Source organism: Conexibacter stalactiti, from assembly GCF_033542075.1.
Classification (GTDB): domain Bacteria; phylum Actinomycetota; class Thermoleophilia; order Solirubrobacterales; family Solirubrobacteraceae; genus Conexibacter; species Conexibacter stalactiti.
Map to the genome: position 1 here is coordinate 1 of NZ_JAWSTH010000127.1, position 16,534 is coordinate 16,534.

At 72.3% G+C, this 16,534-nt stretch carries 16 protein-coding genes; 12 read left to right on the forward strand and 4 right to left on the reverse strand.

Annotated features, from left to right (window positions below; all coding sequences use genetic code 11):
• Positions 1–87: 87 nt before the first annotated feature.
• From R7226_RS27955 to R7226_RS27965, 3 genes are all read right to left on the reverse strand, one after another.
• Positions 88–423 (reverse strand): thioredoxin family protein, encoded by a 336-nt coding sequence (locus R7226_RS27955; RefSeq protein ID WP_318600720.1) that lies wholly within the window; start codon positions 421–423, stop codon positions 88–90.
• 86 nt (positions 424–509) lie between these two features.
• Positions 510–878, reverse strand: a complete 369-nt coding sequence (locus R7226_RS27960; RefSeq protein WP_318600722.1) for a hypothetical protein — start codon at positions 876–878, stop codon at positions 510–512.
• Positions 879–953: 75 nt separating this feature from the next.
• Positions 954–1,661 (reverse strand): GntR family transcriptional regulator, encoded by a 708-nt coding sequence (locus R7226_RS27965; protein WP_318600723.1) that lies wholly within the window; start codon positions 1,659–1,661, stop codon positions 954–956.
• A 116-nt stretch (positions 1,662–1,777) separates the two neighbouring features.
• On the opposite strand from R7226_RS27965, the gene R7226_RS27970 reads away from it, so the two are divergent.
• The 8 genes from R7226_RS27970 to R7226_RS28005 all read left to right on the forward strand — a co-directional run bounded on the left by R7226_RS27970 (position 1,778) and on the right by R7226_RS28005 (position 9,413).
• Positions 1,778–3,160 (forward strand): MFS transporter, encoded by a 1,383-nt coding sequence (locus tag R7226_RS27970; protein ID WP_318600724.1) that lies wholly within the window; start codon positions 1,778–1,780, stop codon positions 3,158–3,160.
• Between the two features lie 94 nt (positions 3,161–3,254).
• Positions 3,255–4,178 carry a metal ABC transporter solute-binding protein, Zn/Mn family gene (locus tag R7226_RS27975; protein ID WP_318600725.1) on the forward strand — a complete coding sequence of 308 codons (924 nt, stop codon included), beginning with the start codon at positions 3,255–3,257 and terminating at the stop codon, positions 4,176–4,178.
• Positions 4,175–4,948, forward strand: coding sequence for a metal ABC transporter ATP-binding protein (locus tag R7226_RS27980; RefSeq protein WP_318600726.1), 774 nt, complete (start codon positions 4,175–4,177; stop codon positions 4,946–4,948). Before R7226_RS27975 ends, R7226_RS27980 begins: the two co-directional genes overlap by 4 nt.
• Complete coding sequence (locus R7226_RS27985) at positions 4,936–6,180, forward strand: metal ABC transporter permease (protein WP_318600729.1); 1,245 nt, start codon at positions 4,936–4,938, stop codon at positions 6,178–6,180. Before R7226_RS27980 ends, R7226_RS27985 begins: the two co-directional genes overlap by 13 nt.
• Entirely contained in the window at positions 6,177–7,082 is a 906-nt protein-coding gene (locus R7226_RS27990) for a metal ABC transporter permease (RefSeq protein WP_318600731.1), read from the forward strand. Before R7226_RS27985 ends, R7226_RS27990 begins: the two co-directional genes overlap by 4 nt.
• Positions 7,083–7,148: 66 nt before the next feature.
• Positions 7,149–7,829 carry a ferritin-like domain-containing protein gene (locus R7226_RS27995; protein ID WP_318600733.1) on the forward strand — a complete coding sequence of 227 codons (681 nt, stop codon included), beginning with the start codon at positions 7,149–7,151 and terminating at the stop codon, positions 7,827–7,829.
• A gap of 11 nt (positions 7,830–7,840) precedes the next feature.
• Positions 7,841–8,566, forward strand: a complete 726-nt coding sequence (locus R7226_RS28000) for a ferritin-like domain-containing protein (protein WP_318600734.1) — start codon at positions 7,841–7,843, stop codon at positions 8,564–8,566.
• 4 nt (positions 8,567–8,570) lie between these two features.
• The gene (locus tag R7226_RS28005; RefSeq protein WP_318600736.1) at positions 8,571–9,413 is read left to right on the forward strand and encodes a L,D-transpeptidase; all 843 of its coding nucleotides are present in this window, start codon (positions 8,571–8,573) and stop codon (positions 9,411–9,413) included.
• 13 nt (positions 9,414–9,426) lie between these two features.
• Here R7226_RS28005 and R7226_RS28010 read toward each other — a convergent pair whose 3' ends face one another.
• Positions 9,427–10,710: a YibE/F family protein gene (locus R7226_RS28010; protein WP_318600738.1), complete on the reverse strand. Its 1,284-nt coding sequence runs from the start codon at positions 10,708–10,710 to the stop codon at positions 9,427–9,429.
• Between R7226_RS28010 and R7226_RS28015 the strand changes: the two genes are divergently transcribed.
• The 4 genes from R7226_RS28015 to R7226_RS28030 form a co-directional block, all read left to right on the forward strand.
• On the forward strand, positions 10,705–11,568 hold the full coding sequence (locus R7226_RS28015) for a hypothetical protein (RefSeq protein ID WP_318600739.1): 864 nt from the start codon (positions 10,705–10,707) through the stop codon (positions 11,566–11,568). The genes R7226_RS28010 and R7226_RS28015 overlap by 6 nt on opposite strands.
• 231 nt (positions 11,569–11,799) lie before the next feature.
• Positions 11,800–13,338 (forward strand): sulfatase, encoded by a 1,539-nt coding sequence (locus R7226_RS28020; protein ID WP_318600741.1) that lies wholly within the window; start codon positions 11,800–11,802, stop codon positions 13,336–13,338.
• Positions 13,338–14,852 carry a sulfatase-like hydrolase/transferase gene (locus R7226_RS28025; RefSeq protein WP_318600742.1) on the forward strand — a complete coding sequence of 505 codons (1,515 nt, stop codon included), beginning with the start codon at positions 13,338–13,340 and terminating at the stop codon, positions 14,850–14,852. The genes R7226_RS28020 and R7226_RS28025 overlap by 1 nt, the downstream gene beginning before the upstream one ends.
• Positions 14,849–16,534: DHA2 family efflux MFS transporter permease subunit (locus R7226_RS28030; protein ID WP_318600744.1), on the forward strand; the 1,686-nt coding region annotated here is incomplete at its 3' end. The genes R7226_RS28025 and R7226_RS28030, both read left to right, overlap by 4 nt.

The window sequence follows — 16,534 nt, forward strand, 5'->3', positions numbered from 1 at the left end:
CCGGCCGCCGAGCTGCTGCGGGCCCACCTCGGCGCGGCGCTCGCGGCGCCGCCGCCCGGCCCGCCGCCGCCCGGCCTCGCGCCGGCCTCAGAGGACGGCTGACAGCTCGCGCTGCAGGCGCGCCTTCGGCCGCGCGCCGACGAGCGTCAGGATCGGCGCGCCGGCGCGGAAGAGGATGAACGTCGGCATCGACAGGATCGAGTATCTGATCGCCGTCGCCTGGTGCTCGTCGACGTTCAGCGAGACGACGCGGAGGTCGTCGCGCTGCCCGTCCAGCTCGGCCAGCAGCGGTCTCATCGCGCGGCAGGGCGGGCACCACGGCGCCCAGAAGTCGACGAGCACCGGCAGCTCGGATTCGAGCACGTCGGCGACGAAGCGGTCGTCGCTGGTGGCGGGCACCGCGGCAGCGGGGGTGACGGACATCTTGGTGCTCCTTCGCAGTCGGGGAGGAGCAGACGACCTTCGCGCGCCGCCGCGGCGCCGCCAAGTCGAATCGCTGATGCCGTCGATCAGGCGGAGACGGGATGCGGCAGGTGCGCGATCGCGTCCTGGAAGCGGCCCATCGGCTCGGCGATGCCCTCGTTGACGTAGCCGTCGAGCAGCCGCAGGTTCTCGACGACCATGCCGGCGTCGACCATGATCCGCTCGAAGCGGTCGTCCTCCTTGACCGCGTCGAGCTGGGTGTGGCTGCCGTGCAGCAGCATCATCCCGCCCTCGGTGCCGTTGGGGGTCAGGATGACGAGGTCGAAGCGTTCGATCCGCCCCTCCTCTCTGAGGCCCGTGTAATAGGCGACGGCGTCGTTGAAGACCTCCAACGCGCGTGCTTCGCGGCCCGGGACGGTGCGACCCCAGGTCACACACATGATCCTGTCGGCCATGACCGACTCCTCTCTCCGCGACCGGGCTGGTCGTCCGGTCTGGAGCGACGAGCTTTGCACCGGGTTGCGGTCGATTCAACGGGGCCGGCGCGCCATGCTGCTCTCCGGCGGCTCGTGCGGCAGCTTCAAGATCGCGTCGCAGAGCCGCAGCAGGTGGCGTTCGACGGCGGCGCGCGCGTTCGCCGCCTCGCCGGCGCGCGCCATCCGCACGATCTGGGCGTGCTCGCGCGTCAGGTGGCGCGTGCCCTCGACTGCGAACGGTCTGCTGCGCATCAGCACGTAGCGTTCCGCGCGCCGGCGCAGCTGCGCCACGATCTCGAGCGCGCCCGGTCTGCCGGCCGGTTCGTAGAGCGTGCGATGGAACTCCGCGTCGAGCGCGAGCCAGCGCAGCTCGTCGCCCTCGCTGCGCATCGCGCGGTTGAGCCGTCCCAGTCGCGTCAGCCGCGAGCGATCCACGTGCGGGACGGCCAGCTCGGTCAGGTGGCCCTCCAGCAGCGCCCGCACCTCGTAGGACTCGGCCAGGCCGGCGAGGTCGAGGCCGCGCACGACGGCCCGTCTGTGGGCGGCGGCCTCGACGAGCCCCTCGGCCTGCAGCAGCCGGATCGCCTCGCGCACCGGCACGCGCGAGACGCCGAAGTGGGCCGCCAGCTCGACCTGGTTGAGCTCGGCGCCGTCGGGCAGGTGGCCGCTGTCGATCGCGGCGCGCAGCGCGTCGGCGACGTGGTTGGAGCTGGTGCGCCGGGAACGGGGTGCCGGCGCCGGGACGGACGGCGGGGCTTCCACGGCGCGAGCATACGGGCCGCGCGCGGGCCCGCGCGCCGGTCGCCGCTGCCCGCCGGGCGTCCGCTCGCGACCGGCGAGGGGGCGACCGAGACCACGCGATCCCTATCGTCTCGGGCATGGCCGCCGCGACCTCCGCGCGGCGGAGCTGGCCCGTGATCGCGAGCCTCACGCTCGCGTCGCTCGCCTATGCCTCGATGCAGATGATGGTCGTGCCGGCGCTGCCGCAGATCGAGCGCGATCTCGGCAGCGACGCCGGCGGGGTCGCGTGGCTGATCTCCGCCTTCCTGCTCTCGACGGCCGTCTCGACGCCGGTGCTGGGGCGGCTCGGCGACCTGTACGGCAAGGAGCGGATGCTCGTCGGAGTGCTGGCGATCTTCGCCGCCGGCAGCCTGCTCGGCGCGCTCGCGCCGTCGCTGCCGGTGCTGATCGTCGCGCGCGTGATCCAGGGGCTCGGCGGCGCGATCTTCCCGCTCGCCTTCGGGATCGCGCGCGACGCGCTGCCGCCGGCGCGGCTGTCGTCGGCGATCGGCCTGCTGTCGGGCAGCTTCGGCATCGGCGGCGCCGCCGGGCTGGTGCTCAGCGGCCCGATCGTCGACCACATCTCGTGGCACGGCATCTTCTGGCTCGGGATCGCGATGCCGCTGATCGCGATCGCCGGGGTGCGGCTGTTCGTGCCGAGATCGCCGCCGCGCGAGCAGGTCGACGTCGACTGGGTCGGCGCGCTGCTGATGGCCGGCGGTCTGCTGCCGCTGCTGTTGGCGATCTCACAGGGCCGCGAGTGGGGCTGGCTGGCGCCCGGGACGTTCGCGCTGGTGCTCGGCGGCGCGGCGCTGCTGGTCGCGTGGGCGCGCTGGGAGCTGGGGCGGCGCGAGCCGCTGATCGACCTGCGGCTGCTGGCGCGGCGCTCGGTCTGGACGGTCAATGCCGTCGGCGTGACGGTCGGGTTCGGCATGTACTCGATGTCGTACCTCGTGCCGCGCTTCGTGCAGGCCGACCCGGCGGTCGCCGGCTACGGCTTCGACGCGAGCGTGACCGGCTCGGCGCTCTACCTGCTGCCGGCGATGCTGTCAGGGCTGGTCGCCGGGCCGCTGGCGGGGGCGCTCGGCAACCGCACCGGCGCGCGCCTGCCGCTGGTGCTCGGCGTCGTGGCGCTGATCGCAGGGCTGGCGATGCTGGCGTTCGTGCATGACGAGCCGTGGCAGGTCTACATCGGGATGCTGCTCGCCTACGGGCTGGGGCTGACCTTCGCGCTGACGTCGCTGGCGAACCTGATCGTCAGCGGCGTCCCGCAGTCGCAGACCGGCGAGGCGACCGGCATCAACACGACGCTGCGCACGATCGGCGGGGCGCTCGGCAGCCAGGTCGTCGCCGCGCTCGTGATCGCGGAGGAGGGCTCGCATGGCGCCGGCGGTTTCACGGCCGCCTTCATGGTCTGTGCCGGAGTGGCGGTCGCGGCGCTGCTCGCCTGTGCGGCGGTTCCGCGCCCGACACGCCGCTGAACGGAGTTTTTTGGCAAGCCAAAATCTATGCTAAGTTCGACCGGCGATGAACTTGCGCCAGCTGCGAAACCTGTTTGCGACGTGCGCCGCAATCGTGCTCGCTGGGACGCTCGCGGCGGCGCTCGGCGGCTGTGCCGGCGGTGGCGCCGGCGTCGCGGCGGGCGCGACGGTGCCGGCCGACCGCAAGGTCGCCGTCACGACGACGACCAACTTCATCACCGACACCGTCCGCCAGATCGGCGGTGACCGCGTCGAGGTGACCGGTCTGATGGGGGCCGGCGTCGACCCCCACCTCTACAAGGCGAGCGCGCGCGACGTGAAGGACCTGCGCGACGCCGACGTGATCTTCTACGGCGGGCTCCACCTCGAGGGCAAGATGGGCGAGCTGCTGGAGCAGCTCGACGAACGCCAGACGACGCAAGCGGTCTTCGCCGGCATCCCCGAGGCCGACCTGCGCGAGCCGCCCGACGGCAGCGACGGCCACGACCCGCATGTCTGGTTCGACGTCGGCAACTGGCAGCACGTCGCGCGCACGATCGCGCGGACGCTGGAGCGCAAGGATCCGGCCCACGCCGCCGAGTACCGCGAACGGCTGGCCGCCTACGAGCAGGAGCTCGCGGCGACGGACGCCTACGTCGCCAGACGGATCGCCGAGATCCCGCGCAGCCGCCGCGTGCTGATCACCTCACACGACGCGTTCGCCTACTTCGGCGCCGCCTACGACATCGACGTCCACGCGATCCAGGGGATCTCGACCGTCGCCGAGGCGACGACCGCCGACGTCGAGCGGGTCGCCGAGGTGATCGCCGAGCGCGACGTCAGAGCGGTCTTCGTCGAGTCGAGCGTGCCGCGCCAGACGATCGACGCGGTGCTCGCCGCGGCGCGCGAGCGAGGGGCCGACGCGACCGTCGGCGGAGAGCTGTTCACCGACGCCGCCGGCGACGACGGCACCGAGGAAGGAACGTACATCGGGATGGTCAGAGCCAACGCCGACAAGATCGCCGAGGCGCTGCGATGACCGCGCCGGCCGCACTCGAGCTGCGCCGCCTCACCGTCTCCTACGGCGCGCGCCCGGTGCTGTGGGACGTCGACGCGAGCTTCCCGACCGGCGCGCTGTCGGCGATCGTCGGACCCAACGGCGCCGGCAAGTCAACGCTGCTGAAGGCGGCGCTCGGCCTGATCCCGTCCGACGCCGGCCAGGCGCTCGTCGACGGGCAGCCGATCGGCGCCGTGCGCGAGCGGATCGCCTACGTGCCGCAGCGCGACGCCGTCGACTGGGACTTCCCGATCACCGTGCGCGAGGTCGTCGAGATGGGCCGCTACCCGCGCGCCGGCTGGTTCCGCCGCGTGCCGCGCGGCGACGCCGCGATCGTCGACGACTGCCTGGCGCGCGTCGGCATGAGCGCCTACGCCGGCCGCCAGATCGGCCAGCTCTCCGGCGGTCAGCGCCAGCGCGTCTTCATCGCTCGCGCGCTCGCGCAGGAGGCGCCGCTGCTGCTGATGGACGAGCCGTTCGCCGGCGTCGACGCGCGCACCGAGGCGTCGATCCTCAGACTGCTCGGCGAGCTGCGCGACGAGGGCCGCGCCGTCGTCGTCGTCCACCACGACCTCGGGACCGTCCGCGGCGCCTTCGACCACGTGCTGCTGCTGAACGTGCGCGCGATCGCCCAGGGGCCGGTCGCCGAGGTGCTGACCCCGCAGACGCTCGCGCGCGCCTACGGCGCCGCGGCCGGCGCGCTCGCCGGCCCCGACGCCGACGACGCCGAGGCGCTGTCGTGGGCTGGCTGATCGACCTCCTGCCGCTCTCCTACAGCGACGCCGTCGTCGCGATCGGGGCGGCGCTGCTGGGGATCGCCGCGGGCGCGCTCGGCGTCTTCGCCGTGCTGCGCCAGCGCAGCCTCGTCGGCGACGCGCTCGCGCACGCCGCGCTGCCCGGCGTCTGCATCGCCTTCCTCGCGACCGGCGCCAAGGATGACGCGACGCTGCTGGCCGGCGCCGCCTGCGCCGGGCTCGTCGGCGCGCTGCTGATGGTCGGGATCGAGCGCACCAGCCGCATCCGAGCCGACGCCGCGATCGGCGTCGTGCTGTCGAGCTTCTTCTCGCTCGGGATCGTGCTGCTGACCTACATCGCCTCGACCAACGACTCCGACCAGGCCGGCCTCGACAAGTACCTCTTCGGGCAGGCGGCAGGGCTGCTGGAGCGCGATCTCAACGCGATGGCGGTGCTCGCCGTCGTCGCGCTCGCGGCCGTCGCGATCGCCTTTCGCGCGCTCAAGACGACGCTGTTCGACCCGGCCTTCGCGGGTGCCGTCGGGCTCCCGGTGCGGGGGCTGGAGATCTTCATGACGATGCTGCTGGTCGTCGCGGTCGTGATCGGCCTGCGGACCGTCGGCGCGATCCTGATGGTCGCGATGCTGGTCGTGCCGACCGTCGCAGCCCGGCAGCTCGCCGGCCGCCTCTCCCACCTGTTGCCGCTCGCGGCGCTGATCGGCGCCGCCGTCGGCGTCACCGGCGCGCTGCTGGCGTCGAGCGCGCAGGTCCCGACCGGGCCGGTGATCGTGCTCGTCGGCTTCGGCGCCGTCGTGCTCGCGATCCTGTTGGCGCCCGGCCGCGGCGTGCTGTGGCGCGCGCGCAAGCTCGCGCGCGACCGCCGCCGCACGCTCGTCGAAGGGGTGCTCGTCGACCTCGAGACGACGATCCACGCCGGCCCGCCGCCGACGCGCTCGGAGCTGGCGCTCGCCAGCGGCCGCTCGCAGCGGACCGTCGGACGGGCGCTGCGAATGCTCGACCGCGACGGCATGCTCGTGCGCGACGGCGACAGGGTCCACCTCTCGCAGGACGGCGCCGCCGCCGCGCACGCGGCGCTGGAGCGGCGCGATCTGTGGTCGGCGTGGCTGGAGCACGGTTGGCGCCTGCAGCTGCCCGACGCGCGCGAGCCCGACCCCAGCGACCTGCGCCGCAGCCTCGGCGACGCCTACGCCGACGAGCTGCAGCGCTACGCGGCCGAGGGCGCGCGATGACCGCCGACGACCTCACGATCATCATCACCGCCGGCCTCGTCGCGACCGCCGCCGGCCTGCTCGGCCCCTTCCTCGTGCTGCGCCGCGTCGCGCTGATGAGCGACGCCGTCAGCCACGCGGTGCTGCCCGGGATCGTCGCCGTCTACCTGCTGTTCGGGACGCGCGCGCCGCTGCCGGTGATCCTCGGCGCCGGCCTCTTCGCCGTCCTCTGCGTGATCGCGATCGACTGGTTGAGAGCGACGAGGCTCGTCGCCAGCGACGCCGCGATCGCGCTCGTCTTCCCGGCGCTGTTCGCGCTCGGCGTGCTCGGCGTGACGAAGTGGGCGAGCGGCGCCCACCTCGACCTCGACGCGACGATCTACGGCGAGATCGCCTTCGCCCCGTTCGAGACGGTCAGCTTCGCCGGCGTCGAGGTCGCGCGCTCGATCGTGCTGCTCGGCGGCGTCGCGCTCGCCAACGGCGCGCTCGTCGCGCTGCTGTGGAAGGAGCTGAAGGCGACGACCTTCGACCCGGAGTTCGCGCGCACGATCGGGATCTCGCCGGTGCTGCTGTCGCGGCTGCTGCTGATCGCCGTCGCGGTGACGGCCGTGACCGCGTTCGAGTCGGTCGGCGCGATACTCGTCGTGACGCTGCTGATCGTGCCGGCCGCGACCGCCTACCTGCTCGCCGACCGGATCGTGACGATGATCGCGGTGACGCTCGCGATCGGCTGGTTCAGCGCGATCGCGGGCCACACCGCCGCGCTCCAGGTCGACGCCTCGATCGCGGGCGCGATGGGCCTCGTCGCCTCCTGCTGCTTCGTGCTGGCACTGCTGCTGTCGCCGAAGTACGGCCTGCTCGCGCGCCGTCGCCAGCGCGGCCGCCGTCGCCGCGAGGTGCGGGAGGCGCTCGCCGCACGCTGATGATTGAGTGATCCAGCGGCGCCGGGCTCGCGCAGTTAAGCCCGAATCCTCTGGAAGGAGTGCAGCATGGACGATCGGGCGAAGCTCGCCGAGCTCGACCGCGATGGCGCGATCCGTGAACTCGGCGCCGACGCGGATGTCGCGGCGCGAACAGGCGGCGCCACGCGCGCCGCGTTCCTCGCACGCGGCGGCCTCCTCGTCGGCGCCGGGCTCGGGCTCGGATCGCTGCCGATCGCGTTCGCCGGGGCGCAGGGCGGCCTCTCCGCCGGCGACGTGAGAATCCTCAACTACGCGCTGACGCTTGAGTACCTGGAGGCCGCCTTCTACGCCTCCGCGCTGAGAGACGCGGGCCTCAGAGGCAACGTGCTGACGTTCGCGAGAACGGCGCACGCCGACGAGCAGGCGCACGTCGACGCGCTCAAGAGAACGCTCGGCGGCAGAGCGGTCGCGTCGCCGAGATTCGACTTCATGGACGCGACCTCCTCGCAGGAGGCGTTCCTCAGAACGGCGCTGACGCTGGAGGACACCGGCGTCTCCGCCTACCAGGGCCAGGCGCCCAACATCAGATCGAGAGACGTGCTCGCCGCGGCCGGCGCGATCCTCGCGGTCGAGGCGCGTCACGCCGCATGGGTCTCCGACCTGATCGGCAGCGGCTCCGACCCCGTGCCGGCGCCCGACGCCTTCAGCAGAGCGCTGGACATGACCGCCGTGCTCGACGCGGTCAGATCGACCGGCTTCATCCAATGAGGGAGCGAGCGATGACGGACAGCATCCACCCCACCTTCGAGCAGCTCGACCGCGACGGCGCGCTGCGCGAGGCGGCGTCGCGCGTCGACCCGGTCACGCGCGGCTCGTTCCTGCGCCGCGCGCTGGCGATCGCCGGCGGCGCCGTCGTCGTGCCGGCGATCCTCACTCCCGGCGCGGCGCTGGCTCAGAGCGGCAGCGACGTCGACATCCTCAACTACGCGCTGACGCTCGAATACCTCGAGGCGGCCTTCTACGCCGAGGCGAACGCGAGAGGGGCGCTCAGCGGAGAGCTGGCGGTCTTCGCGAGAACGGTCGGCGCGCACGAGGACGCGCATGTCGCCGCGTTGCGGAGAGCGCTCGGAAGCAAGGCGGTCAGAAGACCGAGCTTCGACTTCAAGGGCACGACCTCGGATGCGGACACGTTCTGGAGAACGGCGCTGACGCTGGAGGACACCGGCGTCGAGGCGTACCAGGGCGCGGCGGTCAACATCCAGAGCAAGGACGTGCTGACGGCCGCGATCTCGATCCACCCGGTCGAGGCGCGGCACGCCGCATGGATCGCCTCGATCGCATCGAGAGGAGGCACGTCGCCGGCCTCGCCGGTGCCCGAGGCGTTCAACCCGGCGAGAACGATGGACGAGGTGCTCGCGGTCGTGCAGTCGACCGGCTTCATCTCGACGATGGGCAGCGCGCAGCCGTCGGAGGGCATGTCGAGCCAGCCGGCGATGACGGGCTGATCCGGTGCGCCGCCGCCTGACAGCGCTCGCCGTCGTGCTCGTCGCGGTGCTCGCCGGGCTCGCGCTCAGCGCGTGGCTCGGCGGCAGCGGCGACGGTGACGGCGCGCGCGCCGACGACGGCGACCCCGGGGCGCTCGCCGCGGCTGCCCCGGCGGCCGGCGGCGCGACCGACTTCGACCCCGATGCGGCAGCTTCGACCCCGGGCAGGGGCAGCGCGATCGTCGCGCGCGGGAAGCGCGCGACGATCGTCGTCTACAGACGGCCGGGCGCGGGCCACGCCGGCGCGGTTCGCGACGGAGGCCGCGCTCGCCCCGCCCGCCGCATCACGCGCCGCACCGTCGAGGGCGCGCGTCTCCCGGTCGTCTTCCGCGTGCTGCAGCGGCGCGGCGCGTGGCTGCGGGTCGCGCTGCCGGTGCGCCCCAACGGCGGGCGCGGCTGGGTCCGCGCCGCCGACGTGCGGCTCGCGCGCAGCGACCACCGCATCGAGATCCGCCGTCGCGCCCACCGGCTGCTGCTGTTCGAGCACGGGCGGGTCGTGCTGCGCGCGAAGATCGCGGTCGGCAGAGCGGTCTCGCCGACGCCGACCGGCAGCTACTTCGTCACCGACCTGTTGCGGCCGCCCGACCCGGACGGCTTCTACGGTCCCTACGCGCTCGGCCTCTCCGCCTACTCGCCGGTCTACACGAGCTTCGCCGGCGGCGACGGCCAGGTCGGCATCCACGGCACGAACACACCGAGCGTGCTCGGCGGCGACGTCTCGCACGGCTGCATCCGCGTCGCCAACGCGACGATCGTGAAGCTCGCGAAGACGGTCCCGCTGGGGACGCCGGTGACGATCCGGGCGTAGCGCGGCTGGCTGCTCAGTGCGTGTGCGCGTGGCCGTGCGCGGCCTCGTGCTCCAGCTCCGCGCGCGGCGTGTGGAGCGCGAGCAGGGCGGCCAGCGCCGTCGTCGCCGGCACCGCGACGATCAGCCCGATCGAGCCGACGAGCGTCGCGACGACCTGCTCGGCGACCAGCTCCAGGTTGAGCGCCTCGCCGGCGCCGAGCGCGCCCGAGGCGAAGATCAGCAGCACCGGCAGCGACGAGCCGGCGTAGGCGAGCACGAGCGTGTTGACGGTCGCGGCGACGTGGTCGCGGCCGACGTCCATCGCACGCCCGAACAGCTCGCGGAAGCCGAGGTCGGGGTTGGCGGCGCGCAGCGCGAAGACGGTCGAGGACTGGCTGACGGTGACGTCGTCGAGCACACCGAGCGCGCCGATGATCATGCCCGCGATCAGCAGCCCCTGCAGCGACACGCTCGGGTCGGCGAGCCGCAGCGCGAACGCCTCCTCGCCGGAGAGGCCGGTCAGCCGCGTCGCGCTCGTGAAGATCACCGCCAGCAGCGCGGTCAACAGCAGGCTGGAGGTCGTGCCGAGCATCGCCGCGACGGCCTTCGGGCCGCGGCCGTGCGCGAGCAGGATCGCGATCAGCCCGATCGCCAGCGAGCCCGAGATCGCGACCGCGACCGGCGGCTTGCCGTCGAGAATCGCCGGGATCACGTAGACGAGGATCAGCAGCAGGCTGATGCCGAGGCCGATCAGCGACAGCGCCCCGCGCAGCCGCGACAGCAACAGCACCATCACCGCGAAGATCGCGAACAGCGCGATCAGCGCCGGCCCGCGCTGGAAGTCGACGAGCGTCCACGTGTTCTGGCCGTACTCCTCGTAGCCGGGGATCTCCTGCGCCTGCGCGACGCGCAGCTTGTCGCCGACGTGCACGTCGGGGTCGACGCCGTTGGCGTTCCACTGGATCACGCCTCTGCTGCCGGCCTCGTCGCCGCTGTCGAGCTGGATCAGCACGCGGATGCAGCGGTCGCTGACGGTCGCCCCGCACGGTCTGTCGTCGATCCCGGTGACGGTCGCCTTGTCGCTCGGCTGCACGACCTCGGAGAACTTGTCGCCGACGTTCGTCGGCCACATCAGCGCCATCGCGACGACGGTGCCGAGGGCGACGAGGACGATGAAGGCGCGCGCGGCGCCGAGCAGCGAGAGACGGGAGATCCGAGCATTGAAGCAGCGCCGGCTGAGAACGGGATTCAGCGGCTTGGGCGCAACTCGGCGGGCCGTCGGCACGTTCCCGCTTGCATGGGTCGCAGACAGATGCATGGACGCGTCGGGGCAGGACGGACGCTCGCGGCGGGGCTCGCGCTGCTGGCGTCGGCGGCGCTGCTGCCCGCGACCGCCGCCGAGGCGGCGACGAAGGCCAAGCCGGCGCTGGCGACCGGCGTCAGCAGAGATCGCGCGGCGAGCTTCCGGCTCGAGGGGCGTCAGCTGACGGTGCGGCTGCGGAGACCGCTGCTGCCCGCGGGCAGACGCAGCCGCGGCTACGTGCGGTTCGTCTGCGGGGAGGAGGCGGCGCAGGAGGCGCCGACGACGATCGACGACGCGATCCTGGCGGCGCGCGGCGGCGCGCGGCCGCTGCTGCGGAAGCTCGCCGGCAGGCGCACGATCACGCTGACGCTGAACGCCGACGTCGCGGCGCAGGCCAACTGGTGCGGGCTGCGCGTCGGCGGCGTGCACGCGCGCTCGCTGGTCGCCGCGATGACGCTGAAGCGCGGCACGCCGGTGCGCTGCGTCGCCGCCGATCGCGACGACGTGCTCGCCGAGAACGAGCGGGTCCTGGTCACGCAGGCACAGCGCAGCGGCGCCTTCTACACCTACGCCGTCATGCGCGGCTGCCTGAAGCCGGACGGCCGCTGGCAGCAGCTCGACCGCGGCTCGTCGGATCGCCTCATAGGGTCGCGCTGGCCTGTCTCCTTCACGGTCGCCGGGACGTGGGTCGCGTGGCTGCGGCCGCCGATCGACGACAGCCGCTGCACGCTGATGCGGCGCGACCTCGCCGGTGGCGAGACCGCGGAGGTCACGCCGCCGCCGGTTGGATTCAGCGGGTCGTGCCAGACCGCCTTCAGGCTCGCGCCCGACGGGGCGATCAGCGACGTGACGGGGCACCAACCGTCCGGCTAGAACGCCCATCCGAGCGGGCGCTCACGCGCCGGCTCCTTCAGCTCCCGTTCAGTCGGAACCGGCACCATCGGCCCGATGCGCGAAGCTATATGTCAACCTCGCGGGCGCAACTCCCCGGCGCGTCCCGTGTTGGCAGTGCCGGATGGACCCCGGTTTCCCCCGAACTTCCCCGAGCTGGAGCACGATTTGAGCGGCAAGTCCGCGGCCTGCGCCGCGAAGGGCGGTCAATAGATGGCGCGGCGATTCACACGACGCGGCGTCATGAAGGCGAGCGCGGCGGGAGCCGCGGCCGTCGGCCTGTCGGCCTGCGGCGACGAGTACGAGGAGACCTCGGCGCGGTCGGGCGACGCGCCGAACGTGATCCTGATCGTCACCGACTCCACGCGCGCCGACTACATCGGCGCGTACAACCCGGAGGCGCTCGCCAGAACGCCGAACCTCGACGCGCTCTTCAGACGCTCGCTGAAGTTCCAGTACGCCGTCCCGGAGGCGATGCCGACCGGGCTCGTCCGGCGCACGCTGCTGACGGGGATGCGCAGCTTCCCCAACCGTGACTGGGTGCTGTCGCCGCCGATGCCGAGCGAGGTCGGCTGGACGCGCCCGCTGCCGCATCAGCCGATGCTGACCGAGGAGCTCGGCAAGGCCGGCATCTCGACCGCGTACGTGACCGACAACCCCTTCCTCGTCGGCCCGCGCTACGAGCACTTCCGCCGCACGCTCGACATCGGCCGCCCCGACTTCTCGCAGGGCGCCTACCGCGACTTCAACTCGCCCTTCAGACGGCCCGCGCCGCGCTCGGCGATCGAGAAGTACCTGCTGCCGGCGCTGTCGGACACCGTCGAGGTCCGCCGTCTGCAGGACTACGTCGGCTGGAACTCGATGTACCGCGTCGGCGAGAAGAACTACTCGGCGGCGCGTGTGATGCGCGGCGGCATGGACGCGCTCGACGACCTCAAGAACAGACAGCCGTTCTTCCTCGGCGTCGACTCGTTCGACCCGCACGAGCCGTTCGACGCGCCGCCGCTGTACGTGCGCGAGATCGAGGGCCAGCCGAAGGGGATCCAGCGCGAGAGAGGCATCCTGCCGATCCAGCCGTTCCTGACGCCGGCCTCGAGACTCGACAAGATCGACATCGACCCGGAGACGCTCCAGCTCGTGCGCGAGCTGTACGCCGCCGAGCTGACCTTCGTCGACGTCTGGATCGGCAAGCTGCTGAACAAGCTCGCCGACCTCGGCCTCGCCGACAACACGGTCATCTACTACCTCAGCGATCACGGGCTGACGCTCGGCGAGCACGGGATCATCGGCAAGTCGACCCCGCGCCCCTACAGCGAGATCCACCACATCCCGTACATGATCCACGACCCCTCGGGCCGGATGGCGGGCAAGACGAGCAGATACTTCGCCTCCACGCACGACGTCGCGCGGACGATCCTCTCCTATCAGGGCGTGCGCGCCCCGGGGCTGATGAACGGCGACGACCTGACCGTGCTGTTCGACGGCCGTGAGCCGCCCAGACGCGACCACTTCACCTCCTGCTACCAGGAGACGTGGATCTGCGGCGACTACGAGTGGCTGATGATCTCGACGCCGGACGGCTCCAGAAGAGAGCTGTACGACATGGTCAACGACCCCGGCAACGAGAGAGACGTCGCCGGCGCCAGCCCGGAGAACAGAGCGAAGGTCGACGAGCTGTGGGCGGTCCTCGTCGACGAGGCCGGGGGCACGCTGCCGGTCTTCCACGACCACATCGGCGTGGTGGGCGGCTGATGGCCGATCAGCGACGGATCTCACGCCGCGCGCTCTTCCGCGGCGGCGGCGCGACCGCCGGCGCGGCAGCGCTCTCGGGCGCCGGCCTGCTCGGGGCCGCGGCCGCCGAGGCGCAGGAGGATGGCGAGCGCGAGCGCCCCAACGTCGTCCTGATCGTCGCGGACCGGATGCGCTCCGACTACGTCGCCGCCTACGACGACGTCTTCGACGACCGCAACGCCAAGACGCCGAACCTCGACGAGCTGTCGGACCGCTCGCTGCGCTTCAAGTACGCGACGCCCGACGGCATGCCGGCGATCCCGATGCGGCGCGGAATGCTGACCGGGATGCGCAGCTACCCGTTCCGCGACTGGAGAGCGACGCCGGGGATGCCGACGATCCCGGGCTTCAACAAGATCTACGACTTCCAGCCGATGATCACCGAGCTGGCGGCCGGCGCCGGGATCGAGACGGTCTACGTGACCGACAACCCGACCTTCGTCGGCGGGCGCTTCGGCAGAGTCGTGCGGACCGGGCCGCTGGCCACGTCGGCCGGCTTCCGCGAGACCGAGCGCGACTACTTCCTGCCGCTCGGCGGCCCCGTCAGAGAGAGACGCGAGGAGCCGACGCAGAAGACGCTCGCCGAGGGGATCAGACAGCTCGACGCGCTCAGAGGCGAGCAGCCGTTCCTGCTCGTGCTCGACGCCTTCGACCCCAACGACGCCTTCCGCCCGCCGCGCCAGTACGTCACCGGCAGCGGCCCGCTGCACGACGACGTCTCGCTGCCGAAGGACCGCAGCTACCAGACGACGATCAGAGTCTCCGACGACAGCGTCAAGGGCGAGGTGCGCCAGCGCTACGAGGCCGAGGTCGAGGCCGTCGACGGCGCGCTCGGCAGATTCCTCGACAAGCTCGACGACACCGGCATGGCCGGCAGAACTGTCGTGATCTTCGTCAGCGACGGCGGCATCGCGCTCGGCGAGCAGGGCGTCTACGGCAGCCCCGCCGGCGTCTGGCACCGGCGCGCCTACCACGTGCCGCTGCTGATCAAGGACCCGCAAGGTCGCTGGGCCGGCGACACCAGCTCGTGGTTCGTCTCGACCTACGACATCCCGACGACGATCCTCTCCTACTTCGGGATCGTCGCGCCGGGGAGAATGCAGGGCGAGGACCTGACGACGCTGCTGGAGGACTACGACCTGCCGGCGCGGCCGTTCTACACGACCGCGATCGACACGCACATCGTCGTCGGCGATCGTAACTGGCTGCTGATCGGCCGCTCCGACCAGGACCGCTGGCGCCTCTACGAGGCCGAGGACGAGGACGAGCCGGACGAGATCCGCACGGAGACGGTCAAGTCGCCGACGGTGCTCGAGGAGCTGAGACGGTGGGCGCTGACGGCCGCCGGCGGCACGCTGCCGGAGTTCGGCGACAGCGACGCGCTGCGTCCCCCGTCACCCGACTCGCTCGACAAGAAGGTCGCCGACGACGGCACGCTCGACGAGGACGAGGCGGAGGCGAACGAGCTGCGATGAGCAAGGTTCGCCAGAACCCCACCCCCGAGGCGCTCCAGGCGATCAAGTGGAGAGTCTTCGGCGTGATGATGATCGCCTGGTTCATGTCGATGCTCGACATGTCGATCATGAACACGGCGCTGCCGGAGCTGCAGCACGACTTCGAGACGATCCTGCCGACGGCCTCGTGGGTCGTCAACGTCTACAACATCGTCTTCGCCGTGCTGCTGATCGCGACCGGCCGCCTCGCCGACCAGTTCGGCCGCAAGAAGATGTTCGTCGCCGGCCTGATCGTCTTCACCGCCGGCTCGGCGCTCTGCGCCGCCGCGTGGGAGATCGGCTGGCTCATAGGCTTCCGTGCCATCCAGGCGGTCGGCGCCGGCATGATCGCGCCGCTCGGCTTCGCGATGACGGCGCTCGTCTTCCCGCCGAGAGAGCGCGGCAAGGGCCTTGCGATGATCGCCGTCGTGGCGCTCGTCGCCAACGGCCTCGGCCCCGTGATCGGCGGCGGTCTGATCGAGATCGCCTCGTGGGAGTGGATCTTCATCATCAACCTGCCGCTCGGCGTGATCGGCGTCGTGCTGGCGTGGCGCTGGTGGCCCGAGACGTGGGACCTCACCTCCTCGCGCAAGATCGACTGGCTCGGCGTCGGCCTGCTCGCCGCCGCCGTCTCGATGTTCACCTACGGCCTCGTCGAGGTGAACGTCAGAGGCTGGGACGACGCGCAGGTGCTGTTCTTCATCCAGCTCTCGATCGTGCTCGGGATCGGCTTCGTCGTCTGGCAGCACCGCGCCAGACACCCGCTGATCCCGCCGGCGCTGCTGAGAAACCGGCAGTTCCTGTCGGCCAACCTGGCGATGGTGATCCTCGGCGCCGGCGCGGTCGGCGGCCTCTTCCTGCTCGCGCAGGTGTTCGTCAACCTGTGGGGCTTCTCGCAGCTCGAAGCCGGTCTCTCGCTGCTGCCGATCGGCGTCTGCGGCGGCCTCGTATGGCCGCTCGTCGGTCGCGCGGCCGACAACGCGCCCGCCTACCGGCTCGCGATCCCGGCGCTCGGCTCGCTCGCGATCGGCCTGACCTGGATGTCGTTCATGCCCTCGACCTACGAGGGCGTCGGCGACTACCTGTTCGTGCTGCCCGGCCTCGTCTTCATCGGCATGGGCATCGGCATCGGCTTCCCGACGCTCAACGTCGGTGCGATGAACGCCGCGATGGGGCCGCAGGTCGGCGTCGCCTCCGGCGTCGTCAACACCTCGCGCCAGCTCGGCGCGGCACTCGGCATCGCGCTGCTGATCACCGTCGCGACGACGACCTCCGGCTGGCACTACGACATCGAGCGCGACCACATCGAGGACACCTCCTACGTCTGGGGCGTTCCCAACGGCGTCTCGCACGGCGCGATCGCGCACGACCTCGCCGAGTTCGGCGGCGCCGTCGAGCGCAGCGAGAACGCGCCGGTCGGCTTCGACCGCTGGCTGCGGCGCGAGGCGGCCGGGATCGCGCGTGACGGCTTCGGCTGGGCCTTCCGCATCGCCGCGCTGCTGCTGCTGGCGATGATCCCCGTCGTGCGACGGCTGACGCTGACGCCGGCCGAGGCGCGCGCCAACGCCGCACTGCTCGCGCAGGCAGCGGCGACGAGAGCGGCGGCAGGCCCGGCGCCGGGCGGCGCGGCCGGCGGGCCGGCGCCCGTCGCCGGCGCGGCCGCT